This is a genomic window from Streptomyces sp. NPDC088350 (assembly GCF_044753545.1).
Taxonomy (GTDB): Bacteria; Actinomycetota; Actinomycetes; order Streptomycetales; family Streptomycetaceae; genus Streptomyces.
In genome coordinates, this window is sequence record NZ_JBIVNL010000001.1 from 987042 (window position 1) to 1012442 (window position 25401).

A 25401-nucleotide genomic window follows, 5' to 3' on the forward strand; every position below is an offset into this window, starting at 1 on the left:
GCGAAATACTGGCGGAGCTGCGGCGATGACGGCTTTTGGCGGAAACTTTCACGAGCGGGAAAGCGGACCAATGCGTGCTGACGTGCACAAGGACGAGGACAGAAGCGACAGCGGGAGGGACGACAGCGGGAGGGACGACGACGGGAGGGACGACGACGGGATGGGTGACAACGGGATTCCGGACCCCGAATACCTGTCCCTGGAACGCGAGTTGACGTTTCTCCTCCGCCGGGCCCGGGCCAACCAGGGCGAGATGGCCCGTGAGGTCCACCCCGACCTGGAGTCCGCCGCGTACGGTCTGCTGGTGCGGCTGGAGGAGTACGGCCGGCAGCGGGCCACCGAGCTGGCCGCCTACATCGGCGTCGGCAAGGCCACCATGTCCCGCCAGTTGCGCGCCCTGGAGGACCTGGGCCTGATCGCCCGCGAGCCCGACCCGGCGGACGGCCGTGCCTGGCTGGTCGACCTCACCGACGAGGGCCGCCGCCGCGTCACCCACGTCCGCGAGGCCCGGCGGGCCCGCTACGTCACCCAGCTCGCCCACTGGGACCGTCGGGAGGTCGCCGAACTCGCCCGGCTGCTCCACCAGTTGAACGGCGTCATGGAGAAGTAGGAGGGCGACAGGGGCTCACAGCTCGACGTACACGACCGTCGCGTCGTCGTGCGTCTTGCTCCGCCGCAGATACGTCCGGGTCTCCTCGTCGGCGCGTTCCAACGCCCGTACGCGGGCCACCAGTTCCGCCGCCCCCTCCTTCCGTACGAGGGCGAAGCAGTCCGCCCAGTCGCCCTCGTGGAACTTCTCGACCCACCTCGTCGCCCCGTCCGTCAGGGCGGCGAGCGCGCGGGCGTCGGAGCGGGGGAGTGACCCCGTCACCGCCCGTGCCGCGACCGACGGATCGGCGGCGGCCGTGAAGAAGCCGCCCTCCTTGTTGCGGAGCGTGCTGTCGATCAGGGCGTCCGTCGCCAGGGCGCTGCGCGGCAGGCGGGACAGGCGGTCGTCCAGTACGGCGGTCACCTCGCCCGAGGGGGATGCGACGAGCAGGGCCGAGTCGGAGAGGACCAGGTATTCGATCTCCCGGGGTGACCAGCGGGCCAGCACCACCGTTGCCTGAGGGGTGCGTGGGTGAGAAAGGTCACAGGTGTCGGCGTGGGCCTCGGATGTGCGGAGGATCGCCCGGGAGAGAATCTCCGCCAGGGTCAGATCCCGGCAGGAAACGGTCAGTTCGGTCAGGGCCCCGCCCAGCCGCGCGGTGTACCAGGGAACCGAATGGAGACAGCCCGTCTCGCCTCTCGGTGGTGTCACTCCGTCCAGGACGATCAGCGAACCGCCCTGTCCCGAGGCTGGAAGGCCGACACTCGCGAAGTCCTCGTTGGGGCGGGCCGGGTCACCGGGTTCCGACACAAGTTCCGTACGCATTCGGCCAGTCTGCACGACCTCTTCACAGGGTCCGCAAAAGCTTGGCACGCATGGCCGAATCGGCGCAGCCGCGCAGGTCAGACGCCTGGTTTGGGAGGGAATGGATCACTCCGGGAATGCGTGGCGGCGAATCCTGCCAAAGCCCGCCGCTCACGTCCAACCGGCACCCCGCGCAAGGGTGTCGGACCGGCCGCCGGAACTTGCCCGCCAACTCCCCTCCGGGGTTCACTCCTTCGGGTGGCGGCCCGGATGATGCGCGACCGCTGCCCACCGGCACTGGGAGGGTCACCGTACCGGGATGACGGAGCGTCACCCGGGCCCATGGGTATCACGAGTCAGGAATGCGAGCACCGGTGCAGAAAAAGCGGCCTCGGCGCCCAGGCAAGCAGACGGCCCCTCAGGGGAGCGCCACCGGTGCCGCCGCGCCCGACCCCGCGGGCAGGGGGCGCGGCACCCATGTACGCAACCGGCTCATCGTCGCCGTCGCCGTCGTGGCCGCCGCCATCGCCGCGGCCGGTGTCCCCTCACTCCTCACCGCCTCGGGTCAACTCAGCGACTCCCAGGACCTGGTGACGTTCGCCGAGCAGACCCAGGACGCCCTGTCGCTGGCCCACTCCCTCGCCGACGAGCGGGACACGGTCACCCCGTACATCGCCGCCGGACGCCCCAAGTCCCAGGCGCCCGACGAGGACCGCAGCGCCCGAGTCGACCGGCAGGTCCAGGAGTTGCGTGCCGACACCGGCATCTCCGCCGCGCTCCGCTCGGACCTCGACGGCGTCGCCGCCGTACGGCGGGCCGCGCTCACCGGCAAGACCAGCGCGCTGGAGGCGCACGACGCGTACTCCGGCGCCATCACCGAACTGCACCGGCTCGCCGGGCAGTTGGCCGAGAAGACGCCGCCGCGGGCCGGTTCCGGCGCCTACGCGCTCGCCGAACTCGACGCCGCCGTCCAGCAGGCCGCCGCCGCCCGAGGGCTGCTCCTCGCGGCCCTGAAGGTGCCGACGACCACCCAGACGGTCATCAGCCCCATCACCGGCCTCGCGGTCACCGAGACCACCTCCACGAAGGCCCAGTCCAAGCAGCGCGACGCCCTCAGCACCGCCGCCCAGCAGGCCCGGCTGCGCTCGGACGCGGCCCTCGCCGACTTCCGCGAGACCGCGCCGAAGGCGGCCGTCGCCGGCTACGACTCCACGGTCACCGGACCCGAGGTCAACTCCGCCGAGCAGTACCTCGCCTCCCTCACCGACCAGCCCACGCTGTCCGACAGCGAGTTGGACACCAGCACCAAGAAGCTCGACGCGGCGCTCTCCGCCCGGGTCGACCTGATGCGCGGCGACGAGTCCGCGCTCTACGTGGACCGCGTCAAGGACCTCGCCCAGCTGCGCGACGACGACGTCAAGGCGCTGGAACTCCGCGTCGCGATCCTCGGCGCCCTGATGCTGCTGGCCGTGGGCATCGCCACCGCCATGGCCCGCACCCTCACCCGCCCCCTGTCGGTGCTGCGCCGGGGCTCGGCGCGGCTGGCCGGGGCCGAGGACCCGAGCGCCGAAGAGGCCATCAAGTTCACCGGCCGCAACGACGAGTTCGCCCAGGTCGTCCGCTCGGTCAACACCCTGCACGCGCACGCCGCCGCCCTCCACGAGCGCATCGCCACCCTGGAGGCCGACCGCAAGCACCTCGTCGGCCAGCGCCAGAAGATGGCCGACGCCCGCGAGGAACTCCGCGCCGAAGTCACCGACTCCGCCGGTCAGTTGGATCGGCTGCGCACCAGCATCGGCGGCACCTTCGTCAACCTCGCCCTGCGCACGCTGGGCCTGGTCGAGCGCCAACTCGCCGTCATCGAGGGCCTGGAGGAGCGCGAACAGGACCCCGACCGGCTCTCCACCCTCTTCAAGCTCGACCACTTCGCCACGGTCATGCGCCGGCACAGCGAGAACCTCCTCGTCCTCGCCGGCACCGAACACGTCCAGCAGCACGCGGGCCCGGTCCCGCTGGTCGACGTCGTCCGGGCGGCCGTCAGCGAGATCGAGCGCTACGAACGCGTCCGCATCTCGGCACTCCCGCCGCACGCGCACGTGGCGGGCTTCGCCGCGGACGACCTCTCCCACCTCCTGGCCGAACTGATGGAGAACGCCACGTCGTTCTCCCCGCCGGACACCCCCGTCGAGATCTCCGGCTGGCTCCTGGAGAACGGCGAGGTCATGCTCTCCGTCCAGGACGAGGGCATCGGCATGACCGTCAGCCGCCTGAACAGCCTCAACACCCGCCTCACCGAGTTCGACCCGGACTCCCCCTACGACCACGAGGGCGAGGAGGGCCTGGGCCTCGGCCTGTACGTCGTCGCCCGCCTGGCCCACCGCCACGCCGTCCGCGTCCAGCTCCGCGACCAGAAGCAGGGCGGCATCGCGGCGGTCGTGGTCCTCCCGGGCCCCCTGCTGGCACCGGCCCCCGCGTCGGCGGTCCCGTCGTCCAGGCCGGTGACCGGCGACACCCACTCCTACTCCCTGCCGGGCGCGGACGCGGAGGTCAACTCCAATGTCCTGTACGGCCGCTCGGAGCACGGCGACCCCTTGGTCGCCCTCGCGGAGAAGGCGGTAAGGGAGACCACTCCGGCGGAGTCCCCGGCGGAAATGACGATGGAACTCCTGCTACCGCCGGCGCCGGAGGACCGGGCATTCACGGCCGCAGACGAACGGTCGGCCGCCGACGGCGAGTCCGCCCCACAGGGGCCACCCGCACCCGGCAGCGATGCCCGCACGGGCGGTGCGGGTGGGAGTCAGATCACGGCTGAAGGCGAAGCCGAAGCCGTGGAACACGAGCGAGCACCGGACGAGGACCCCGTCACAGACAAGGGCCTCCCCAAACGCACCCCCAAGATCACCCAACCCGCCCAAGCCCCGCGCCAGCGAACCGGCGCCGTGGACGCCGACGCCCTGCGCCGCAGACTGGGCGGCTTCCGCGCGGGCGCCTCCGCCGGCTACCGGGACGTAGAAGCGGAGATCGCCGAGAAGACCGGCCAGAATCCGGTCCCGGCACCGCGAAGCGCAACCGCACGATCCGAAGCAGCCACGGGGGGCACCGTCGAGGAGGCAAGCAGTTGACCGCGCCCAGTACCTTCGGCCTGAGCAGTGAAGCCCGCAACCTGCACTGGCTGCTGAGCAACCTCGTCGAGGAGGTGCCCGGCATCCAGTCGGTGGCGGTCGTCTCCTCCGACGGCCTGCTGCTCCTCTCCTCCGACCCGGGGAGGAACACCGAGGCCCGCGAGGCACTCGAAGCCAGGCGCATTGGACCACGGGGTTCCGCCGCCGACCTGGCCACCATCGTCTCCGGCATCGGCAGCCTCACCATCGGCGCCGCGAAGCTGATGGACTCCGGCCCGGTGAAGCACACGATGGTCGCCATGGAGGAGGGCAGCCTCTTCGTGATGTCGATCAGCGACGGTTCGCTGCTCGGCGTGCACGGCTCCGCGGACTGCGACATGAGCGTCGTGGCGTACCACATGGCGCTCTTCGTGGGCCGGGCCGGCCATGTGCTGACGCCCGAACTCCGCAGCGAGCTACGGAAATCCCTCGAAGACGCGTCCGCCGGGAGCGCCCGATGAGCCGTAAGCCCAACAAACTCCCGGTGCGCGGCGGCGACCGCAAGCCCGCCCGCGTACGCCCCTACTCGCTCACCGGCGGCCGTACCCGCTTCGGCCATGTCCTCCTCGTGGAGACCTTCGTGGCGGCGCTCGAAGCCCCGGAGGAACGCAAGGAGTTGACGAACGGTTCGCTCAACACCCGGGTCATGCCGGAGATGCGGGCCATCGTCGAACTCTGCCGCCGTATGCGCACGGTGGCCGAGATCGCCGCGCTGCTGAAGATGCCGCTCGGTGTGGTCCGCGTGCTCCTGAGCGATCTCGCGGACCAGGGAAAGATCCGTGTGTACGGAACCGGAACCGCGCACGGTACGGGCCGTCCTGACCGCGCTCTGCTGGAAAAGGTGCTGAGTGGACTCCGTCGTCTCTGACGCCGCCGCCTACGGCGTCACCCCGCTCCTCAACGACGAGGAGCAACTGCGGCCCTGGCAGAAGGACCGCACCCGCGCGCCCGTCGCCACGAAGATCGTGGTGGCCGGCGGCTTCGGCGTCGGCAAGACCACCCTGGTCGGCGCCGTCTCCGAGATCGAGCCCCTCCAGACGGAGGCGCTGATGACCGAGGCGAGCGAGGAGACCGACGACCTCACGGCCACCCCCGGCAAGATGACCACCACGGTCGCCATGGACTACGGCCGCCTCACGCTCGACGACGACCTCGTGCTCTACCTGTTCGGTACGCCGGGGCAGCAGCGGTTCTGGTTCATGTGGGACGACCTGGTGCGCGGGGCTATCGGCGCCGTCGTCCTTGCCGACACCCGCCGCCTCAAGGACTGCTTCCCCGCGCTGGACTACTTCGAGAGCTGCGGGCTGCCGTACATCGTCGCGGTCAACCACTTCGTCGGCAGCGAGCGGTTCGAACCGGAGGACGTGCGGGAGGCATTGACGATCCCCGCGCACATACCTGTAATGATCATGGACGCGCGGCGGCGGATCTCGGCCATCGAGACCCTGCTGACGCTCGTCGGCCACGCGCTGGACGTCACCCCCGAGTAGCCCCGAGCAGTCCCTGAGCAGTCGCGACCAAGGAGCCACCACCCGTATGCGGAAGATACTCGTCGTCGGAGCCGGTCAGTCCGGGCTCCAACTCGCCCTCGGACTCCAGTCGCACGGGTACGAGGTCACCCTGATGTCCAACCGGACGGCGGACGAGATCCGCTCCGGTCGGGTCATGTCGACGCAGTGCATGTTCGACACGGCACTGGGCCACGAGCGCGAGCTCCAGGTGAACTTCTGGGAATCCCAGGCCCCGAAGATCGAAGGACTCGGCGTCTCGGTCGCGGCCCCCGGCTCGCACGACCCGGGGCCGACACAGCGCGCGATCGACTGGGCGGGCAAGCTCGACGGGTACGCGCAGTCGGTCGACCAGCGGGTCAAGATGGCCGGCTGGATGGAGACGTTCGCCCAGCGCGGCGGCCAACTGGTCATCCACGGCGCGGCCGTCGGCGACCTCGACTACTTCTCCCGTACGTACGACCTCGTCCTCGTGTCGGCCGGCAAGGGCGAGCTGGTCTCCATGTTCGCCCGCGACCCGGAGCGCTCCCCGTACACCGAGCCGCAGCGGGCCCTCGCGGTCTCCTACGTCCACGGTCTTGGCCCGCGCCCGGAGCACCCGGAGTTCGAGGCGGTCCGCTGCAACCTGGTGCCGGGCGTGGGCGAGTTGTTCGTCATGCCGACGCTCACCACGTCCGGGCGCGCGGACATCCTGTTCTGGGAGGGCATACCCGGCGGGCCGTTGGACGTCTTCAACGGCGTCAAGGACCCGGCGGAACATCTCTCCCTGACCCTGGAACTCATGGAGAAGTTCACGCCGTGGGAGTACGAGCGGGCGCGGGGTGTCGAACTGACCGATGCGGGCGGGACGTTGGCCGGGCGTTACGCGCCCACCGTCCGTAATCCGGTGGGGCAGCTGCCGGGTGGCGGGCTGGTGCTGGGTGTCGCCGACGTCGTCGTCGCGAACGACCCGATCACCGGGCAGGGCTCCAACTCCGCGTCCAAGTGCGCCGCTTCTTACCTCGCGTCGATCCTCGACCACGGGGAGAAGGAGTTCGACGGGGACTGGATGACGGCGACGTTCGAGCGCTACTGGTCGACTGCGCGGCACGTTACGAAGTGGACCAACGCGATGCTGGGTCCGCCGCCGGAGCATGTTCTCAACCTCATTGGGGCGGCTGGGGAGTTGCAGCCGGTGGCGGATCGGTTCGCCAACGCGTTTGATGATCCGGCTGATTTCGAGAACTTCTTCTATGAGCCGGAGAAGACGGGGGCGTACCTGGCTTCTGTGACGGCCTAGGCTGCGGCTTCGTCGTGGCTGGTCGCGCAGTTCCCCGCGCCCCTTCAGTGCGCCTGGTCTGGGCGTACGGCTCCGAGGATCGGGTAGGTCGCGATCGGCAAAACCTGGACCTTCTCGCCTGTGCGCGGAGCCTGGACGATCTTTCCGTCGCCCAAATACATTGCCACGTGTGTCGCCTTGGGGAAGTAGATCACCAGGTCGCCGGGGCGCAACTCCTTCAGTGGGACTCTGGGGAGTTGCGCCCACTGCTCTTCACTGGTCCTCGGGATCGGGGTGCCCGCGTGTCCCCATGCCTCAGATGTCAGGCCGGAGCAGTCGTACGTCTTCGGGCCCTCCGCGCCCCACTCGTACGGCTTGCCGATCTGCTGGACGGCGTAGCGCAGGGCGCGGTCTCCCTCCCGTGAGGGCTCGCGGTTGTCGTCTTCGCCCAGAGCACCCGAAGTGACCAACTTCTGCTGGGCCTTGTCGACGTCTGTCTTCTCGAAGGCGGCCAGTGCGGTGAGTTGGTCGGGGGTGAGGGAGGTGAGGAGCTTCTCGATGTCGTCGAGCCGCTTGCGTACGTCGTCGCGGTCCTTCTTCTGCCGTGCGGCGAGCGTGAGTTGACCGTCCAGCGCCTTGCGGGCCGCGCGGGCCAGGCCGTCGCTCTTCTTCTCGCTGCCGACCAGCCGGCCCACCGTCTCGGCCCGCTCCCGCGCCAACTGCCCGATGACATGGCCCTCGTCGAGCGCGTGCTGCGGATCGCGGGCGAGGAGCAGGCGTACGTACGGGGAGATGGCGGTGCTGTTCTGGTACTGCTCGCGGGCCAGCCGGCCGGCCGCGCCCCGGCTGTCGTGCAGGGTCAGGCGGGCGCGGGCCAGCGCGGAGTCGAGGCGGTCGACCTCGGCGCGCTGCTTCTTCAGCTTCTCCGCGGTGGCGTTGTACGTCTCCGTGGCCTGCTCGGCGTCCCGGTACATCGTCCGAAGGTCCGTCAGCAGCTCGGCCACGGGCCGCTGTCCGGGGGCCTGCGGCTCGGGTACGGCCGCGGCGGGCAGCGGTGCGAGGACGGTGCCGGCCGCCACCGCCGCCGTACAGACCAGACGCGGAAGCCTTCCTGACATGTCATCACCTCCGGTGCGCGGCGGTCCTTCCGCCCCGCACCGTGAGCATCAGTCGCGGGCGCCGGGTCCGCGCGCCGGGTGTGCGCGGTTCGGCGCAACGGGGTCACCCGTGGGTGTCGTCCGGCTTGCCGCCCGGCGTGGCGTCTGGTGCGGAGTCCGGTGCGGCGTCCGGCTTGGACCATGGCCACCGGAGGGTGCTGCCGCTCTTGCCCTGGGGGTCGTACTCGTACTTCCAGCCCTTGGGCAGGCCCAGCCGCTTGCTGTGGCCCCGGGGCACCCGGCGGTACACGAGCACCGTCGGCGGGCCGCCGGCCGCGTCGGGGACCGGGATGCGGTAGGTCTTCGGCGGGGTTCCGGTGGGGCCGAGCAGGATGGGCAGGGAGCGGCCGTCCATGGGGCCGCCCTCGAACGGGGTGTCTTCGCTCTTCACGCCACCAGTGTCAGCCATCCACCGCGAGGCCCCGCACAAGCGCGGCGGTCTGCGGATCCCGCCGGGCCGTCACCGAGAGCACCGCCGCGAACTGCTCGACCAGCCAGTCCCGCAGTTCGTCGACGGGCGGCTGCTTGTCCTCGTCGAGCCAGATGAGGGACGCCGCTTCTACGGCCGTGATCCACATCCGCACGGTCATCCGCAGCCGCGGTCCGGGTTCGGCCACGCCGAGATGGCTGAGGATGTGCACGGCGGCGGCCCGCCGGACCCCGTCCACGATGGCCGTCGTACGGGAGGTCTCCACGACACTTCCGCCCTGGAGCAGCGCGCTGAACCCGGCGTCGTGCTGGTCGACGAAGCCGAGGTAGCGGTCGAGGGCGCGGGAGAGACGGGGGAGGAGCGGGCCCTCGCGGGGTTCGTCGAAGCACTGCTCCAGTTCTTCGGCGGCGGAGCGGAGGGCGGCTTCGTAGAGCTGCTGCTTGCCGCCCGGGAAGTACCGGTACACGAGGGGGCGTGAGACCCCGGCTGCCTCTGCCACGTCGTCGAGGGAGATCTCTTCGGGGGCGCGGTGCGCGAAGAGGGTGAGGGCGGCTTCGAGGAGCTGGCTGCGCCGCTCCTCGACGTTGAGGCGGCGGTAGGCGGGGGTAGGGGCGGCGGGGGTCATGGGGTGCAGCGTAGTCGGGCGGCTGCGGGTCGGTGGGGCTGGTCGCGCCCACGCGGCGGAGCCGCACATCGACACAGCCCCGCGCCCCTCAAAAGCACCTGAACCGGTCCGGCGTTCAGGGGCGCGGGGAACTGCGCGACCAGCCCCCACCGGGCCGCACTGTGAACTCAAGCCAGCAGCCCCGACGCCTTCCACAGCCGTCGCCCGACACCCCGCAGCACCCCGATGTCGTCCAAGAAGTCCGTCAGCTTCTTCGCGCCGCTCTGCATGACCTCCCGCCGATGCCCACTCGCCCGCACCTGCGCCACCGCCTCCCGCTGATCGAGCCCCACGTTCGTGTACACCTCGGGATTCACGAACGCGATCGAGAAGATCCGCGCGAACTCACCGGAGGTGACCCGGGTGAACTCCTGCGACCAGCGCGACGCGGTCACCATCTGGCGCCGCAACTCCTCCCGGGCGTACCGCACATGACGTGCCTCCTCGACGACATGGATCCGCGTGACACCCCGGACCAGCGTCTGCACCCGCTCGTCCGGAAACGTCAACCGCTGCATCCAGTCGAGGACTTCCTCCCCAAGCAGCGTCGCGGTGAAGGAACCGGGCGTGGTGGAGATGGTCTTGAACAACCGCCCCAGGTTCTGGTGGGCGCGGCTCACCGGATACCAGGGCGTGTCCCCGCGCGATATCAGCCGCGCGAACATCTTCGAGTGCCGGCACTCGTCCTCGATCTCGGTGAGCGCGTAGCGGACGTGCGCACTCGTCGCCGCCTTGTCGTAGATGTGCCGGACGAGCAGCTGCATCAGGATCAGCTCGAACCAGATGCCCAGCGAGGCGAGCGCCGCGGCCTCGTGCTGCGAGAGCAGAAGCCGCTGCTCCTCGCCCATCCGCTTCCACAGCGGGGTGTCGTACAGCGACACCAGTTCCGGCGGCCAGAACCACTTGCCCTCCTCGAAGGGCGCGGCCCAGTCGAGTTCCTTGTCGGGGTCGAAGGAGTGCTTCGCGGAGGAGGCGAGCAGCCGCTCGGCGACCTGCTCGCGGTCTCTCAGCAGCCCGAGTGCGTCGCGCAGCCCGACCATGGCGTCCACGTCCGTGAGGCTCGTCATGGCACTTATGAGACTGCTTGTCAGCAAGCCCCGTCAACCCCCTCGCAGGACCCCGCTGTCCTAGACCGAACAGCCCAGCCCCTCCGGGATGTCCACCGGTGCCACCGGCTCGGCACCCTGTGCCGGGAACGACGTCCGCAGCGTGAACGCGTACGGTGTCGGCCCGTGTGCCCGCAGGTGGAGGAGGCGGTCCTCCGCCTCGCGCACCGTGGGCCGGTGGCCCGCCGGTACCCACCACAGGACCGCCATCGCCTCCCGCATCCGCTCGAACCAGTCCCGGCGGCGGGCCAGCAACTCCCGGTGCCGCCCTTGGTACATGAACGCGGTCAGGGCGTTCGTGTCGCGCCACACCGACATGTTGACGATCAGCCAGTCGTCGCCGAGGACGGGGACGTCGGTCGCGTTGCCGGTGTCGGACTGGAGGCGCCACACGAAACCCCCGGCCGTGTCGGCGACGGCGTTCACCGGGTCGAGGGCGTCCACGAAGTCCTTCAACTCCGGGGAATCCAGGGGGAATCGGAGACGGGCGATATTGACCTGGGCGAGTTCGTGCGCGGCTGCTCTCAAGGACTCGGTCGCTCGCAAGGGCTCAGTCATGTACCGAACGGTAGGTCGGGGCCCATGACTCCCGGTACCCCCGTCTCACGAACCGAGCACCGCCTCCATCACCGCCTTCGCGATCGGCGCCGCGTCCCCGCCCCCGCTGATGTCCCCCCGGTCCGCCGACGCGTCCTCCACCACCACCGCGACCGCCACCCTCGGCTCCATGTCCCGCTCGCCCTGCGCCCAGGACACGAACCAGGCGTACGGCGTACCGGAGTTGCCGATGCCGTGCTGGGCGGTACCGGTCTTGCCGCCGACGGTCGCGCCGGGGATCGCCGCGTTCGTGCCGGTGCCCTCGGTGACCACGTCCTCCATGAGTTCCTTCATCTGTACGGCGGTCGCGGGGTGCATGGCCTGGCGGACCGGGCGGGATCCGGCCGTCGAGACGGTCTCGCCGCCGCGCCTCGTCGTCCGCTCCACCAGGTACGGCGGCCGTACCTGCCCCCCGTTCGCGACCGCCGCCGCGACCATCGCCATCTGCAACGGCGTGGCCCGCGTGTTGTACTGCCCGATCGACGACAGCGCCAACTGGGCCTTGTCCACTGATGTGTCGAAGGTGCTGGGGGAGACCGCGAAGGGGATCTTCACGTCGGCGTCGTTGAAGCCGAACGCCTCCGCCGTGGCGCTCATGTTCCGCACGCCCACATCCACGCCCAGCTTCGCGAACACCGTGTTGCAGGACCACTCGAAGGCGGACCGGAGCGGCGCGTCCCCGCAGCCGTCGCCCTCGTTCGTCAGCGTCGTCGACGTGCCGGGGAGGGTGTACGGGTCGGGTGACGTCGTCGCCGCGTCCAGGTCCGTCACCACACCCGCGTCGAGCGCCGCCGCCGCGGTCACCACCTTGAACGTCGAACCCGGCGGATACGTCTGCCGTACCGCCCGGTTGAGCATCGGCTTGTTCGTGTCGGCGTTCAGCCGCGCCCAAGCCCGGTTCGCGGCACGGCCGTTGCCCGACAGGGCCCCGGGGTCGTAGGACGGGGTGGAGACCAGAGCCAGGATGCGGCCGGTGGACGGTTCGATCGCGGCCACCGCGCCGGTGCGTGCGCCGAGTCCGTCGTAAGCCGCCTGCTGTGCGGCCGGGTTGAGGGTGGTGACGACGTCGCCACCGGGGTTCTGGGCGCGGGTCAGGTCGTTCCACAGGGGGAACGGGGAGAGCATCGCGTCGGTGCCGGAGAGGATGTCGTCCTCGGAGTGCTCCAGGAACGTCGTGCCGTACTCCTGCGAGGCGAAGCCGGTCACCGGTGCGTACAACGGGCCGTTCCTGTACGTCCGTTCGTAGCGGAGCTGCTCGCCGGAGTCGCGGGAGCCGGTGACCGGTCGGCCGCCGACGAGGATGGCGCCACGCGGCTGGTCGTAACGGGCGATCGTGGGGCGGCGGTTGGCGGGGTTGCCGTCGTAGGCGGGGGACTGGAAGACCTGGATGCGGGTGGCGTTCACCAGCAGGGCGAGCAGGAGCAGGGTGCAGAAGGCCGCCGCGAGGCGGATGTGCCGGGTCATCGAGCCGTTGCCGGTCATGCGGCCATCTCGCCTTCGTACGGGTACTGACCGCGGGACGAGTCGCTCACCCGGATCAGCAGGGCCACGATCGCCCAGTTGGTGACGACCGAGGAGCCGCCCTGGGCGAGGAACGGCATCGCCATGCCGGTGAGCGGGATCAGGCCCGTCACCCCGCCCGCGATGACGAACACCTGGAGCGCGACGATCGAGGCGAGGCCGACCGCGAGCAGCCTCCCGAAGGGGTCGCGCAGGGCCAGGCCCGCCCGGTAGCCGCGCTCCACGAGAAGGCCGTAGAGGATGAAGATCGCGGAGAGGCCGGACAGGCCCAGTTCCTCGCCCGCCGTCGCCAGGATGAAGTCCGACTTGGCGGCGAAGCCGATGAGGACCGAGTGGCCGAGGCCCAGGCCCGTGCCGAGGATGCCGCCGGCCGCGAACGCGAAGAGGGACTGGGCGAGTTGGTTCGGGCCCTGGCCCGCCTCGATCGACGCGAAGGGATGCAGCCAGTCCTGCACGCGGCTGTGGACGTGGGGTTCGAGCCAGCCGACCGCGACCGCGCCGAGGGACGCCAGCAGCAGGCCGACCGCGATCCAGCCGGTGCGGCCGGTGGCGACGTAGAGGAGGGTCACGAACAGGCCGAAGAAGAGGAGCGAGGTGCCCAGATCGCGTTCCAGGATCAGGACGCCCACGCTCAGCAGCCAGATCGCGACGATCGGGCCGAGGACGCGGCCGGTGGGGAGTTGGAGGCGCCACACGCGGCGGCCGGCGTAGGCGAGCGCGTTGCGGTTCGCCGCCAGGTACGCGGCGAAGAAGATCGCCAGCAGCACCTTCGCGAACTCGCCCGGCTGGATGGAGAATCCGGCGATCCGGATCCAGATCCGGGCACCGTTCACGGCCGGGAAGAGGACCGGGAGGGTGAGCAGGGCGAGGGCGGCGGCGACGCACACGTACGCGTAGCGCTGGAGGACGCGGTGGTCGCGCAGGGCGACGACCACGACGATGAAGAAGGTCACGCCGAGGGTGGACCACACGAGTTGGGTGGGGGCGGCCCGGTCGCCCGGGGTCTCCAGGTCGAGCCGGTAGATGAGCACCAGGCCGAGACCGTTGAGGAGCACGCCGATCGGGAGCAGGAGCGGGTCGGCGTACGGGGCCCGGAAGCGCACCGCGAAGTGGGCCAGCAGGGCGAGCACGCCGAGCCCGGCGCCGTAACCGGCGGCGCCGGGCGGGACCGTGCCGTTCTTGGCGAGACCGACAGCGCAGTAGCCGTACACCGAGAGGAGTACGGCTACGACGATGAGGGTGAGTTCGATGCCACGGCGCCGGGGGAGGCGTACAGCGGTGGTGGGAGCGTCCGCTGTGACAGTGGTTCCGGCGTTGGTCATGTCCGGAACTTACCCAAATGGGACGTGTTGTGTGCCTTGGGTGGGGAGTGTGTCTCGTCCGTCAGCACCAGCGGGGCGCGGGTCCGATGTTGTCGATGTACCGTGCCGAACCCCAGGCCCAGGTGCCGTCCGTGAGGAGGTACCAGAGGTGGTTGCCCTGGACGTTGGAGCCGCTGGTCTTGCAGAAGATCTCCACATGGTCGCCCCGGTAGGCGTACCGGATGATCCTGCTGCCGCGGTCCGGGCGGGAACGCAGGGCCAGTTGGTTCGCCGTGACGACACCCCGGTACAGGCGCGGGTTGTTGTGCTCACCGTGCTCGCTGTGCTCGTCCTGGTCGCCACGGCCGTCGTTGTCGCCCTGCTGGATGTGGTCGCCGCGTCCGTCGGAGTCCTCGTCGCCGCGCTGGTTCCAGCCGTCGTCCTGCTGGCTGACGCCCTGGTCTTCGTCGCCCCATTCGTCGTCGGCCACGGCGGGAGTGACGGCGGCGGCGGTGACGAGCGCACCGGCGGCGACCGCTATGCCAAGACGGCGGAGAGAGAGGCTGAGGGACATGGGGGTACCTCCAGGAAATGGGGCGAAGCTGACTAGTCGCCACATTAGGGGTGGTGGAGTGGGACCCGCTCGTCACACTGGTCCACACGAGCACGGCCCTGTTTTTAGGGGCGCGGGGCTGTGTCGATATGCGGCTCCGCCGCGTGGGCGCGACCAGCCACACACGGCTCGCGGCCGACGGACTACCCGCAGCCCCGAGCTCTCATCGGCCCTTTTAGCGGAGCGTCAGCGTCGCCAACGCCCCACCACCATCCCCGGCGCCCACATTCGAGAACTCCAACCGCGCCCCCAGAACCTCCGCCTGCCCCAACGCGATGGTCAACCCGAGCCCATGCCCCCGAGCCCCACCCTCCGTACGGAACCGCTGCGGCCCGTGGTCCACGAGGTACTCCGGATACCCGTCCCCGTGATCCCGCACGGTCACCACCGCCCCGTCCACGGTGAGGACCACACGCCCCCGCCCATGCCCGTGCGCGTTGGCGACCAGATTCCCCAGCACCCGCTCAAGCCGCCGCCGATCCGTCTCCACCCACTCGTCCCGCACGACCCTGACCTCGGTGTCCGTACCGGAACCCCGCACGACCCGCTCGGCCACCGCCCCCAACCGCTCGGTGTCCAGCTCCAGTTTCTCCCGCCGGGTGTCGAGCCGGGAGATCTCCAGCAGATCCTCGGTGAGGGTGCGCAGCGCGGCCACCCGGTCCCGGACCAGCTCGGTCGGCCGCCCCGGCGGCAGCAGTTCGGCCGCCGCGTGCAGCCCGGTCAGCGGCGTACGCAGCTCGTGCGCGACATCCGCGGTGAACCGCTGCTCGGTCAGCAGCTTGCCCTGCAACGACGCGGCCATGGTGTCGAGCGCGGCGGCCACCGCGGCCACCTCGTCCTGGGGCCGGGTCGCGTCCTTCGTACGGGGATCGTCGACCCGCGCGTCCAGGTCACCGGCGCTGATCCGCCGGGCCACCTGCGCGGTCCCGTGCAGCCGCCGGGTCACCCGGGTCACCGCGAACGCGCCGACCAGCAGCGTCGCCCCGATCGCCAGCGCAGAGGACCCCACGATGGCCCGGTCGAGCCCGGCGATGGTGTCGGCGCCCTGCGAGTAGTCGACCGCGACGGCCAGCACGCGGTCTCCGGAGGCCGGGCCCGCCGCCCACATGGTGGGGCGCCCCCGGTGCCGGCCGACCATCGTGCCGCGCTCCCCGGCCGCCGCCAGCTCCCGCAGCGGCACGGGCACGCCCTCGGGGTCGACGCCGGCGCCGTGCACGAGCGAGTCCCCGGCCTCGTACTGCGCCGTCGCCTGCTTCAGCCGCGACAGCGCGAGGCTACGGGCCTGGCCGACGGTCCGGTCGGTCACCGACTCGTGCACGAGGACGCCGAGCATGGCGGCCAGCGCGCAGCACATCACCGTGATGAACGCGGCGGCCTTGAAGGCGAGGGTCCCGGCCCACCGGGGCGGCGCGAGCCTCATCACGGGGTCGCCGACGGGGTGGGCGCGCGGGTGGGCGTGGGGGTCGCGCGGCGGACTCCGTGCTTACGGCTCCCGTTGCGCAGGAACTCGTCGTGGGTCAGCAGCATCGCCTTCTGCTCGGCGTCCCAGGTCCACTGCACGCGGTACTCGTACCCCGCCAGCTCGGACGGCGAGCGGATGATCACCGAACGCCCGGCCAGTTCGACCCCGCTCACCGCGTCGTCGTTGGCCATGACCTGCACGAGCCGGTGCTTCTCGACGGTGTAGACCCGCACGGCGGTCATCCTGGTCGGCAGGAGACGGAAGCCGAGCGTCATGTCGTCGTGTCCGTCGCCGGTCAGGTCGCGGTAGTACGGCTTGAGGACGGGACACGCGCTCCGGTCCCCGCCCTTCGCGCAGTCGGCGATCCGTTCGGCGGTTCCGTGATACGGCGCCTTGGAGCCGTCGTAGTCACCGGGGTCCGCGGCGATCTCGGCCCGTACGACGGCGACGGGGTCCACCTTGCGGATGTCGTCCCCGGGGACGGTGACGCCCTTCACGATCCGCGTGTCCGCCTCGTCGAAGTCGTAGGCGGGGGAGGCGGCGGGTGACAGATTCGGCCAGAGTCGGGCGGGGCTGGTCGCCGTCGGGGTCGCCCCCGCGCCGCGCAGCGCACCGGTGTCGCCGCAGGCCACCGCGGTCGCGAGCAGCAGGGCGACGACGGCGGTGCGGGCGGCGCGGCTGAGCCTCACTGTTCTCCCGGAGAGGTGCTGGTGTGGGACCCGTACACCCTATTCGTACGGAAGTCCTTTTTGTTCGCGTGCGAGGGCAGGTCGGGGAAACGATTACTCGGCTACTGGCTACTCACTGCTGGCTATTGGCTGTTCGTCTACTCGGCCAGTTCCTCCAGCAGCCGGGCCGTGGAGAGTCCCGCCCGCAGATACTCGACGAAGAGTTCGTTGTGCAGCGCCCACGGGGAGCGGCGGGTGCGGATCAGCCGTATCGCCTCCTCGGTGGAGTATCCCCGGCGGACCAGCGCGTGGGCGACGACCAGGCCCGACCTGTTGTAGCCGTGATAGCAGCGGACGAGAACTTCGCGCCCGTCGTCCAGCGCGTCGCACGCGGCCCGCGCCAGCCGTATCACGCCCGCCAGCTGCGTCCCGTCCAGCGGCCCGTCCGGAATCGGCCACACATGGTGCTCGACGCCGGAGTCGGGCCCGTGTCCCGGCAGCCGCAGCAGCGTCTGCACGAGATCGAACTCGTCCCTTACGACCGCGAACTCCAGTTGCCCCGACCGCCCCCTGAACTCGTGTCCGCCCATCCACAGACCGGTGACGATCTCGCTCCACGGACTGTCCGGAGCGGGTACGTCGGGTTGCCTCCTGCGCGTCCGCAACGGAGCCTCCCCAAGCCCCAGCGACTGACCCAAAGGTAACCGGGTTCTTGCCCCTTGAGCACCCCGCCTGTTCCCATGGTCGAGGGGTGATGACGCATGAGTGGACTACGCGTCGTACCGACCTGGCGCCATGGTCAGGAACGGCTGTACGTCTGTCACACGGACGGAAGGAACGTCGCCTGGTACGACCGGGAGGCGGCCAGGATCAACCTGCTGAACGAGGACCGCAGAGAGGACGTGCTGCACGCCCTCGGTCCCTTCCTCACCGGCCCGGTCACGGTGGGCCCGCCACCGGTGCCGACACCCGCGGAACTCGCCCGGCTCAGTCTCCTCCCGGACGACGACCTCGCCCCCAACCGCCCCGGCGAGGCCCTCCACGTGGCCCTCGACCGGGACCCGGGCCCCCAGCACCGCCTCCGCCCCGACCCGCGCCGCCGCGCCCTGACGGCGGAACAGGCGGTCGGCGAGGCCCTGGACGCGCTCGACGGCGCCGGCTGGCACGCCCTCCACTCGATCCCGCTCCCCGGCGGCGACCGCCTCCACCACCTGGCGATCGGCCCCGGCGGCCTCTTCGCCCTGCACACGCTGTACGCCCGCAAACAACGCGTCCGCATCGCCGACCCCATGGTCACCCTGGGCCGCCGCGACCCCGACCCCCTCCTCCGCCGCATCCGCTCCGACGCGGACCGCGCGTCCTACGCCCTGACCGCCGAGGTCCACCCCGTCCTCGCCCTCGCCGGCCCCGCGGACATCACCGTGACGGCCCCACTCCGCGAGATCCGCGTACTCCAGGACACGGAACTGTCCGGACTGGCGAGGACGGGAGGGGTGTTGAAGCCGGCGGATGTGGAGGCGCTGCATGCGATGGCGAGGGATCGGCATACGTGGGGGAGGGTATGAGGGTCCCTCTTCGGCCGAGGCGGCTTGCGTTCAGCCCGTCCGCCGTCTGAGTTCAGGCCGGCACCATCCATCCCGTCCGGCAACTTCTCAACGAAGGCGGGCTGCACTCGGTCTGTCCGGCAATCTCTCAACATGGGTTGGCTGCACTCAGCCCGTCCGGCGTTTGAGGACGAGGCCCTTTCGGGGCCAATGGGGGTCTGGGGGCGGAGCCCCCAGGCGGGGCCGAAGGGGCGGCAGCCCCTGGGGATGGGACGGGTAGGGGCGGCGGGGGCGAAATTCAAGGCACAACCCCCGCCCGCCCCCCATCGAGCAACGGCCCCAACAAGTCCCCGTACTCCCGCACCCGCCCCTCCAAGTCCGCCGCGAGAAAGGTGAGTTGAGCCACCGCCCCACACCCCTCCACCTCCGCCCACGTCACCGGCGCCGACACCCCCGGCTCCCTCCGCGCCCGCAAGGTGTACGGCGTTGCCGTGGTCTTCCGCGCAGCGTTCTGGCTCCAGTCCACGAACACCTTCCCCACCCGCAGACTCCGCGTCATCCGATGCACGACGAGCCCAGGCATGACCCGCTCCGCCTCCACGGCAAGCGACTTCGCGTACTCCACAGCCCGCTCCGAAGGCACCGGCTCCACCCCCGCCAACAGATGCAGCCCCTTCGCCCCGGACGTCTTGACGTACGCCGAGATCCCGTCGGCGGCGAGCCGTTCCCGCAGCCACACCGCGACCTCGCAGCACTCGACGACCGTCGCCGGCGCCCCCGGATCGAGGTCGAAGACCAGCCGGTCGGCGAGACCCGGCGCCCCGATCACCCACTGCGGCGTGTGGAACTCGGTGACGAGGTTCGCCGCCCAGATCAGGGACGCCAGATCCTGCACCAGCACCATCCGGGCAGGCCCCTCCGACCGGGGCACCTCGGCGGTGGTGACCCAGTCGGGCGTACCCGGCGGCACGTTCTTGGCGAAGAAGACCTGACCGTCGGGCCCGTCCGGGTAGCGCAGGAAGGACAGCGGCCGGTCGCGCAGATGGGGCAGCAGGACCTGGGCGGTCGTGGCGTAGTAGTGCAGGACCTCGCCCTTGGTGAAGCCGGTCGCCGGGTACAGCACCTTCTCCAGGTTGCTGAGCGCGAGCCGTCGCCCCTCCACCTCCGTGATCGGCGTCATACGATAAGAATCACACGAAAACGTAACGAAATATCTGTAACCGTAAACCGAAAGCCGTAACCGAAAGCCGTAGCCGTAGCCGTAGCCGCAAACCGGAAGGCGGGTGCCCCAGGTGCGATCCATATGGAACGGCGCCATCTCCTTCGGCCTGGTCAGCATCCCGATCAAGCTGGTGAACGCGACCGAGAGCCACTCCGTCTCCTTCCGCCAGATCCACACCGAGGACGGCGGCCGCATCCGCTACCGCAAGGTGTGCGAACTGGAGGACCGCGAGGTCACCCAGTCCGAGATCGGCAAGGCGTACGAGGACGCGGACGGCACGATGATCCCGATCACGGACGAGGACCTGGCCCAGCTGCCGATCCCGACGGCGAGGACGATCGAGATCGTGGCGTTCGTCCCGGCCGACCGGATCGACCCGCTCCAGATGGACGCGGCGTACTACCTCTCCGCGAACGGCGTCCCCGCGGCCAAGCCGTACACCCTGCTGCGCGAGGCGCTGAAGCGCAGCCAGAAGGTGGCCATCGCGAAGTACGCGCTGCGCGGCCGGGAACGCCTCGGCATGCTGCGCGTGGTCGACGACGTGATCGCCATGCACGGCCTGCTCTGGCCGGACGAGATCCGCGCCCCCGGGGGCGTCGCACCGGACACCACCGTCACGGTCCGCGACAAGGAACTCGACCTCGCGGACGCCCTGATGGACACACTCGGCGAGGTCGACCTCGCCGACCTCCACGACGACTACCGCGAGGCGGTCGAGGAGATGATCAGCGCGAAGGCCTCCGGCGAGCACCCCGCGGCTTCCCCCTCTCCGGCCCCCGGCGCCAAGGTCCTCGACCTGATGGCGGCCCTGGAGAAGAGCGTCCGCGAGGCGAAGGAGTCGCGCGGCGAGGACACGGGCGGTGCGGAAACGGGAGCGAAGGCCGAGGTCAGACCCATCTCCTCCAGGTCCCCCCGAGCGACCCCGAAGGAGACCACCGGCAAGAAGTCGACCTCCACGGCGACGAAGAAGACGGCGGCCAAGAAGACGACCACCAAGACGACCGCCAAGACGACGACCGCCAAGACGACCGCCAAGACGACCGCCAAGACGACCACCAAGACGACGACCGCCAAGACGACCGCCTCGGGATCCGCGAAGAAGACAGCGCAGGGGACGAAGGAATCCTCCGCGAAGAAGACCCCGGCAAAGAAGGCAACTCCCCGCAAACGGACGGCCTGAGCCGCATCTCCCTCGCCGATGCCCCCACGGCTCCCCGCTCCCGAACACGGAACCTGTTGCGGCGCGGGGCCCCCAAGGCGCGCCGCAATAGGGCGAGTTATCCATGTTGATCACCGAAGTCATGTGTGGAACATCGCCTTCGCGACCACGATCGTCGCCCCCGCGCCCCTTTGTTCCCTGGATTTAACGCGAGACCCTCTGGCAACTCCTTTTCTACGCGCGTAACTTGAGCCGACTCCCCACAGGCACCGGTATCGGCAGCTACACGAAGTACGAGGAGACCGCCAGCGTGTCCAGACCTGAAGGGCGCAGACCCCACGCCCGCCGCACCGCCCAAGCGATCATCGCGGTGGGCGCGGCGGGAGCATTCGCCTTCACCGCCCTGCCCGCCGCGTCCGCAACTCCCTCCGCCTCGGCGGTGATTGCCGAGGTGTACGGCGGCGGTGGCAACTCGGGAGCCACCCTGACCCGGGACTTCGTGGAACTCGGCAACGCCGGTTCCGCGGCCTACGACCTGTCGGGCTACAGCGTGCAGTACCTGCCCGGTACGCCTTCCTCCGGCTCCACTTGGCAGGTCACCGCGCTCACCGGCGCGATCGCCCCCGGCGCCCGCTACCTGGTCGGCGAGGGCACCGGCAGCGGCGGCACCACCGCGCTGCCGACCACCGACGCCGGCGGCTCGATCGCCATGAGCGCCACCTCCGGCACGATCGCCCTGGTCGCCGGCACCACCGCGCTCACCTGCAAGACCGCCGCGGACTGCGCGGCCGACACACGCATCGTCGACCTCGCGGGCTACGGCACCGCGGTCGTCCGCGAGGGCGGCGGCCCGGCCACCGGCGCCTCCAACACGGCCGCCGTCGCGCGCGCCGACTCCCTCGCCGACACCGACGACAACGCGGCGGACTTCACCGCGGGCACCCCGTCACCGGTCAACTCGGCCGGGCAGACGCCCGGTTCGGGCGACGGCGGCGGTGACGGCGGCTCGCCGACCGACCCCGGCACCGTCCGCGTCCACGACATCCAGGGCACGACCCGCCTCTCGCCGTACGCCGGCCGGACGGTCACCCGTGTCCCGGGCATCGTCACCGGCGTCCGTACCAGCGGCTCCCTCGGCTACTGGATCCAGGACCCGACGCCCGACACCGACCCCCGCACCAGCGAGGCCGTCTTCGTCTACACCGGCTCCACCAAGCCCACGGTGACGGCGGGTGATTCGGTCCTGGTCACCGGCAAGGTCAGCGAGTACTACCCGAGCAGCACCAGCCAGTCGAACACCGAGATCACCGGCCCGACCACCACGGTTCTCTCCAGCGCCAACGCCCTGCCGGACGCCGTGACCCTCGATGCCACCTCGGTCCCCGACGCCTACATCCCGACCGCGTCCGGCGGCAGCATCGAGTCCCTCGCGCTCCAACCCACCGTCTACGCCCAGGACTTCTTCGAGTCCCTGGAGGGCATGCGGGTCACGTTCGCCGACGCGCGCGTGGTCGGCGCCTCGGACGCCTACGGCGAACTGTGGGTCACGGTCAAGCCGGACGAGAACGCCACGGCACGCGGCGGCACCCTCTACTCCTCGTACGACCAGCCCAACACCGGCCGTATCGAGGTGATGTCGCTCGACACGACGTCAACCTTCCCCGCGGCCAACGTCGGTGACGAACTGTCAGGTGCCACGACCGGCCCCCTCGACTACTCCACCTACGGCGGCTACAACGTCCAGGCCACCCAGCTCGGCACCCTCGTCGACAACGGCCTGAAGCAGGAAGTGACCCATCGTCAGAAGAGGGACGAGCTGGCGGTCGCCACGTACAACGTCGAGAACCTGGACGCGCTCGACACCCAGGAGAAGTTCGACCGGCTGGCCCAGGGCGTCGCGGTCAACCTCAACTCGCCCGACATCGTGGCCCTGGAGGAGATCCAGGACGACAACGGCGCGACGGACGACGGCACGGTGACGGCCGAGGGCACCCTGAAGCGCTTCACGGACGCGGTCCGTGCGGCCGGCGGCCCGGCGTACAAGTGGCGTTACATCTCGCCGACGAACGACCAGGACGGTGGCGAGCCGGGCGGCAACATCCGCCAGGTCTTCCTCTTCAACCCCAAGCGGGTCTCCTTCACCGACCGCCCGGGCGGCGACGCGACCACGGCCACGAGCGTGGTGAAGACCCGCAGAGGCGTCGAACTCACCTATTCCCCGGGCCGTATCGACCCGGCCAACGCGGCCTGGGAGGACAGCCGCAAGCCGCTGGTGGGCGAGTTCACCTTCCAGGGCGAGCAGGTCTTCGTGATCGCCAACCACTTCATCTCCAAGGGCGGCGACCAGCCGATCCACGGCCGCTACCAGCCCCCGGCCCGCAGCTCCGAGACCCAGCGCGCGGCCCAGGCGGCCGAGGTCAACACCTTCGTCAAGTCCCTGCTGGCGGCCGACAAGAACGCCAAGGCGGTCGTCCTCGGTGACCTGAACGACTACGAGTTCTCCCAGACGGTGACCACCCTGACGGCCGACAAGGTCCTCACGCCCCTGATCACCACCCTCCCCGCCGCCGAGCGCTACACCTACGTCTACGACGGCAACTCCCAGACCCTGGACCACATCCTGACCAGCCCCGCGGTGACGTCGTTCACCTACGACGTCGTGCACATCAACGCGGAGTTCGCGGACCAGGCGAGCGACCACGATCCGCAGATCGTCCGGCTCGACCTCTCGAAGTGCCTTAGGCACTAAGGGAGTTGGGCAGTGCCGGTGGGGCGGGACGGAGCACATCCTCCCGCCCCACCGCCATGACCAGCCCCCATCTCGCTCCCCATCTCGTTCCCTGTCCCGTTCCCTGTCCTGTTCCCTGTCCCGCTCCCTTCTCTCCGTCGCCCTGCTGACCGGAGCCTTCGCGACCACCGGCCTCACCCCCCTCGGCACCCGCGTCGGCCGCCTCCGCCCCGAACGCCTGGTCCGCCCATGTCTTCGCCCCCTACTTCGACACGGGCACGGGAAACGTTTCCCTCGCCGATGCGGCCAACAACTACGGCACCAAGTTCTTCACCGCCGCGCTCGTCGACGGCCCCGGCTGCCAATGGCAGGTGCCCGGACAGGCCGCCCTCCAGACACAGATCGAGAACGTCATCACCACCTTCAACCTCTCCCACGTCGACGTCGACGTCGAGTCGGCCTCCCTCACCAACCCGTCCGGCATAGACCGCCGCCTCCCGGGGGATCGCCCTGACGGCGTACTGGTCGCAGAACCGCGACAACGGCGGCTGCGCGGGCTCGACTTCGGCCCGGAGCACGTGCAGCGGCGTCAGCCAGAGCGCCGGTGGCTTCGCGCGGATCCTCCAGACGTTCACCTCCGGCGACAACGGCTCGACTGTGCAGGCGCTGCCCGGGACTTGGGCCCAGTGCGCGAGCGAGAACGGCACCTGCGCGGTCAGCGGGACGACGGCCGTGGCCTACGGCGCGAGCGCCAGGTTCACCTACGCGACGGAGACCGGCTCCACGCCATGCGCCAACGCGGTCTTCGGTGACCCGGCGTCAGGATCGGCGAAGAACTGTTACTGCCAGTAATAGTGCGCAGGTGAGAGGCTCACCGTTACCCACTTTCGGGTGACGCCCTCGGCGGACCCGGGGTGGCGCACCCTGGCGATCACGGACCTGGGGTCAGTTCCCGCAAGAACTCGGGGCGTCAACCTGGTGCATCACGCGCATACATGGACAGTGCAGTCGAGAGTCACGGAAATGCGACTGACCCGTAACGTGATTCTCGTATCGCCCATATCCCGTCGGCACGGTGGAGAAGGTGTGGGTGTGCGGCCAACAGGCCGCCACCCGCACACCGCACAGCCCGGGGTCCGGCAACTGCCGTATCCAAGGATGTGCCCGCACCATGCTGGGGGAACCCGTGACCTCTTCACCTTCCGTGTCCGTCCGCCGTCTGGCCGCAGCCGCTCTGGCGGCCGGTGCTCTCGTCGGCGCGGCGGCACTGCCGGCGACCGCGGCCGACCACGCGGCCCGGCCGAGCGTGGAGATCAGCCGCGTGCAGTACGACTCGCCGGGATTCGACGACCGCTCCGCCCGTTCCCTGAACAACGAGTGGATCGAGATCACCAACCAGTCCCGCCACAGCGTCAACCTCGACGGCTGGAGGCTCTCGAACAGGGAAGGCCAGACCTACACCTTCCGCCACTACCGCCTCGACGGCCACGCCACCGTCCGCGTCCACACCGGCAAGGGCCACGACGACAGCCACGACGTCTACCAGGACCGCCGGGACTACATCTGGGACAACCGCTCGGACACCGCCACCCTGCGCAACGACCACCGACGCCTCGTGGACGACAAGTCCTGGGGTGAGCACCGCGGTGGCGGTCACGAGGGTGGCGGCGGCCGCAACGGTGGTGGCGGTCACGAGGGTGGCGGCGGTCACAACGGTGGCGGTGGCCACGAGGGTGGCGGCGGCCGCAACGGTGGCGGTGGCCACGAGGGCGGTGGCGGTCACAACGGTGGTGGCGGTCGCGAGGGTGGCGGCCACGAGGGGGGCGGCCACCACTGACCACCCGCACCGTGACAGCCGAGCTGTGACGTAGCACCCCCGGCGCGCCACCCCATCCAGGGGCGGTGCGCC

General features: G+C 70.4%; 24 protein-coding genes. 11 read left to right on the top strand and 13 right to left on the bottom strand.

Annotated features, from left to right (window positions below; translation table 11 throughout):
* Positions 1 to 160 precede the first annotated feature (160 nt).
* Entirely contained in the window at positions 161 to 610 is a 450-nt protein-coding gene (locus ACIQBL_RS04570) for a MarR family winged helix-turn-helix transcriptional regulator (protein WP_401937053.1), read from the top strand.
* Positions 611 to 625: 15 nt separating this feature from the next.
* Here ACIQBL_RS04570 and ACIQBL_RS04575 read toward each other — a convergent pair whose 3' ends face one another.
* A complete protein-coding gene (locus ACIQBL_RS04575; RefSeq protein WP_401936679.1) occupies positions 626 to 1414 on the bottom strand; it encodes a protein phosphatase 2C domain-containing protein in 789 nt (262 codons plus the stop codon).
* 353 nt (positions 1415 to 1767) lie between these two features.
* Here ACIQBL_RS04575 and ACIQBL_RS04580 point away from each other — a divergent pair, with 353 nt between their 5' ends.
* The 5 genes from ACIQBL_RS04580 to ACIQBL_RS04600 are packed head-to-tail and all read left to right on the top strand — an operon-like array spanning position 1768 to position 7341.
* Positions 1768 to 4515, top strand: a complete 2748-nt coding sequence (locus ACIQBL_RS04580) for a nitrate- and nitrite sensing domain-containing protein (RefSeq protein ID WP_401936681.1) — start codon at positions 1768 to 1770, stop codon at positions 4513 to 4515.
* Positions 4512 to 5015, top strand: coding sequence for a roadblock/LC7 domain-containing protein (locus ACIQBL_RS04585; RefSeq protein ID WP_401936683.1), 504 nt, complete (start codon positions 4512 to 4514; stop codon positions 5013 to 5015). Before ACIQBL_RS04580 ends, ACIQBL_RS04585 begins: the two co-directional genes overlap by 4 nt.
* A complete protein-coding gene (locus tag ACIQBL_RS04590; RefSeq protein ID WP_401936686.1) occupies positions 5012 to 5422 on the top strand; it encodes a DUF742 domain-containing protein in 411 nt (136 codons plus the stop codon). The genes ACIQBL_RS04585 and ACIQBL_RS04590 overlap by 4 nt, the downstream gene beginning before the upstream one ends.
* Positions 5403 to 6044: a GTP-binding protein gene (locus ACIQBL_RS04595; protein WP_401936688.1), complete on the top strand. Its 642-nt coding sequence runs from the start codon at positions 5403 to 5405 to the stop codon at positions 6042 to 6044. Before ACIQBL_RS04590 ends, ACIQBL_RS04595 begins: the two co-directional genes overlap by 20 nt.
* Before the next feature lie 46 nt (positions 6045 to 6090).
* Positions 6091 to 7341 carry a styrene monooxygenase/indole monooxygenase family protein gene (locus ACIQBL_RS04600; RefSeq protein ID WP_401936690.1) on the top strand — a complete coding sequence of 417 codons (1251 nt, stop codon included), beginning with the start codon at positions 6091 to 6093 and terminating at the stop codon, positions 7339 to 7341.
* A gap of 44 nt (positions 7342 to 7385) precedes the next feature.
* Here the strand turns inward: ACIQBL_RS04600 and ACIQBL_RS04605 are convergent, their stop codons facing one another.
* From ACIQBL_RS04605 to ACIQBL_RS04655, 11 genes are all read right to left on the bottom strand, one after another.
* Positions 7386 to 8438 (bottom strand): C40 family peptidase, encoded by a 1053-nt coding sequence (locus tag ACIQBL_RS04605; RefSeq protein WP_401936692.1) that lies wholly within the window; start codon positions 8436 to 8438, stop codon positions 7386 to 7388.
* A 103-nt stretch (positions 8439 to 8541) separates the two neighbouring features.
* Positions 8542 to 8868, bottom strand: a complete 327-nt coding sequence (locus ACIQBL_RS04610; RefSeq protein ID WP_401936694.1) for a hypothetical protein — start codon at positions 8866 to 8868, stop codon at positions 8542 to 8544.
* 10 nt (positions 8869 to 8878) lie between these two features.
* Entirely contained in the window at positions 8879 to 9532 is a 654-nt protein-coding gene (locus tag ACIQBL_RS04615; protein WP_401936696.1) for a TetR/AcrR family transcriptional regulator, read from the bottom strand.
* Between the two features lie 167 nt (positions 9533 to 9699).
* Entirely contained in the window at positions 9700 to 10638 is a 939-nt protein-coding gene (locus ACIQBL_RS04620; protein WP_401936699.1) for a diiron oxygenase, read from the bottom strand.
* 60 nt (positions 10639 to 10698) lie between these two features.
* Positions 10699 to 11235 carry a DUF3291 domain-containing protein gene (locus ACIQBL_RS04625; protein WP_401936702.1) on the bottom strand — a complete coding sequence of 179 codons (537 nt, stop codon included), beginning with the start codon at positions 11233 to 11235 and terminating at the stop codon, positions 10699 to 10701.
* A 45-nt stretch (positions 11236 to 11280) separates the two neighbouring features.
* Positions 11281 to 12738 (bottom strand): penicillin-binding transpeptidase domain-containing protein, encoded by a 1458-nt coding sequence (locus tag ACIQBL_RS04630; RefSeq protein WP_401937055.1) that lies wholly within the window; start codon positions 12736 to 12738, stop codon positions 11281 to 11283.
* Positions 12739 to 12752: 14 nt separating this feature from the next.
* Entirely contained in the window at positions 12753 to 14117 is a 1365-nt protein-coding gene (locus ACIQBL_RS04635) for an FtsW/RodA/SpoVE family cell cycle protein (RefSeq protein WP_401936705.1), read from the bottom strand.
* 61 nt (positions 14118 to 14178) lie between these two features.
* Entirely contained in the window at positions 14179 to 14670 is a 492-nt protein-coding gene (locus ACIQBL_RS04640; protein ID WP_401936708.1) for an SH3 domain-containing protein, read from the bottom strand.
* A gap of 214 nt (positions 14671 to 14884) precedes the next feature.
* A complete protein-coding gene (locus ACIQBL_RS04645) occupies positions 14885 to 16129 on the bottom strand; it encodes an ATP-binding protein (RefSeq protein WP_401936711.1) in 1245 nt (414 codons plus the stop codon).
* A complete protein-coding gene (locus ACIQBL_RS04650; protein ID WP_401936714.1) occupies positions 16129 to 16860 on the bottom strand; it encodes a hypothetical protein in 732 nt (243 codons plus the stop codon). The genes ACIQBL_RS04645 and ACIQBL_RS04650 overlap by 1 nt, the downstream gene beginning before the upstream one ends.
* 137 nt (positions 16861 to 16997) lie before the next feature.
* Positions 16998 to 17504 carry a dual specificity protein phosphatase family protein gene (locus ACIQBL_RS04655; RefSeq protein ID WP_401936717.1) on the bottom strand — a complete coding sequence of 169 codons (507 nt, stop codon included), beginning with the start codon at positions 17502 to 17504 and terminating at the stop codon, positions 16998 to 17000.
* A 96-nt stretch (positions 17505 to 17600) separates the two neighbouring features.
* Here ACIQBL_RS04655 and ACIQBL_RS04660 point away from each other — a divergent pair, with 96 nt between their 5' ends.
* Complete coding sequence (locus ACIQBL_RS04660) at positions 17601 to 18404, top strand: nuclease-related domain-containing protein (protein WP_401936720.1); 804 nt, start codon at positions 17601 to 17603, stop codon at positions 18402 to 18404.
* Between the two features lie 277 nt (positions 18405 to 18681).
* On the opposite strand, the gene ligD is transcribed toward ACIQBL_RS04660, so the two are convergent.
* Positions 18682 to 19563, bottom strand: a complete 882-nt coding sequence (gene ligD, locus ACIQBL_RS04665) for a non-homologous end-joining DNA ligase (RefSeq protein ID WP_401936722.1) — start codon at positions 19561 to 19563, stop codon at positions 18682 to 18684.
* Between the two features lie 103 nt (positions 19564 to 19666).
* Between ligD and ACIQBL_RS04670 the strand changes: the two genes are divergently transcribed.
* The 4 genes from ACIQBL_RS04670 to ACIQBL_RS04685 all read left to right on the top strand — a co-directional run bounded on the left by ACIQBL_RS04670 (position 19667) and on the right by ACIQBL_RS04685 (position 25329).
* Complete coding sequence (locus ACIQBL_RS04670; RefSeq protein ID WP_401936725.1) at positions 19667 to 20785, top strand: Ku protein; 1119 nt, start codon at positions 19667 to 19669, stop codon at positions 20783 to 20785.
* A 349-nt stretch (positions 20786 to 21134) separates the two neighbouring features.
* Complete coding sequence (locus ACIQBL_RS04675) at positions 21135 to 23513, top strand: endonuclease/exonuclease/phosphatase family protein (protein ID WP_401937057.1); 2379 nt, start codon at positions 21135 to 21137, stop codon at positions 23511 to 23513.
* A gap of 636 nt (positions 23514 to 24149) precedes the next feature.
* The gene (locus ACIQBL_RS04680; protein ID WP_401936728.1) at positions 24150 to 24344 is read left to right on the top strand and encodes a hypothetical protein; all 195 of its coding nucleotides are present in this window, start codon (positions 24150 to 24152) and stop codon (positions 24342 to 24344) included.
* 319 nt (positions 24345 to 24663) lie between these two features.
* The gene (locus tag ACIQBL_RS04685; protein ID WP_401936730.1) at positions 24664 to 25329 is read left to right on the top strand and encodes a lamin tail domain-containing protein; all 666 of its coding nucleotides are present in this window, start codon (positions 24664 to 24666) and stop codon (positions 25327 to 25329) included.
* Positions 25330 to 25401: the final 72 nt, after the last annotated feature.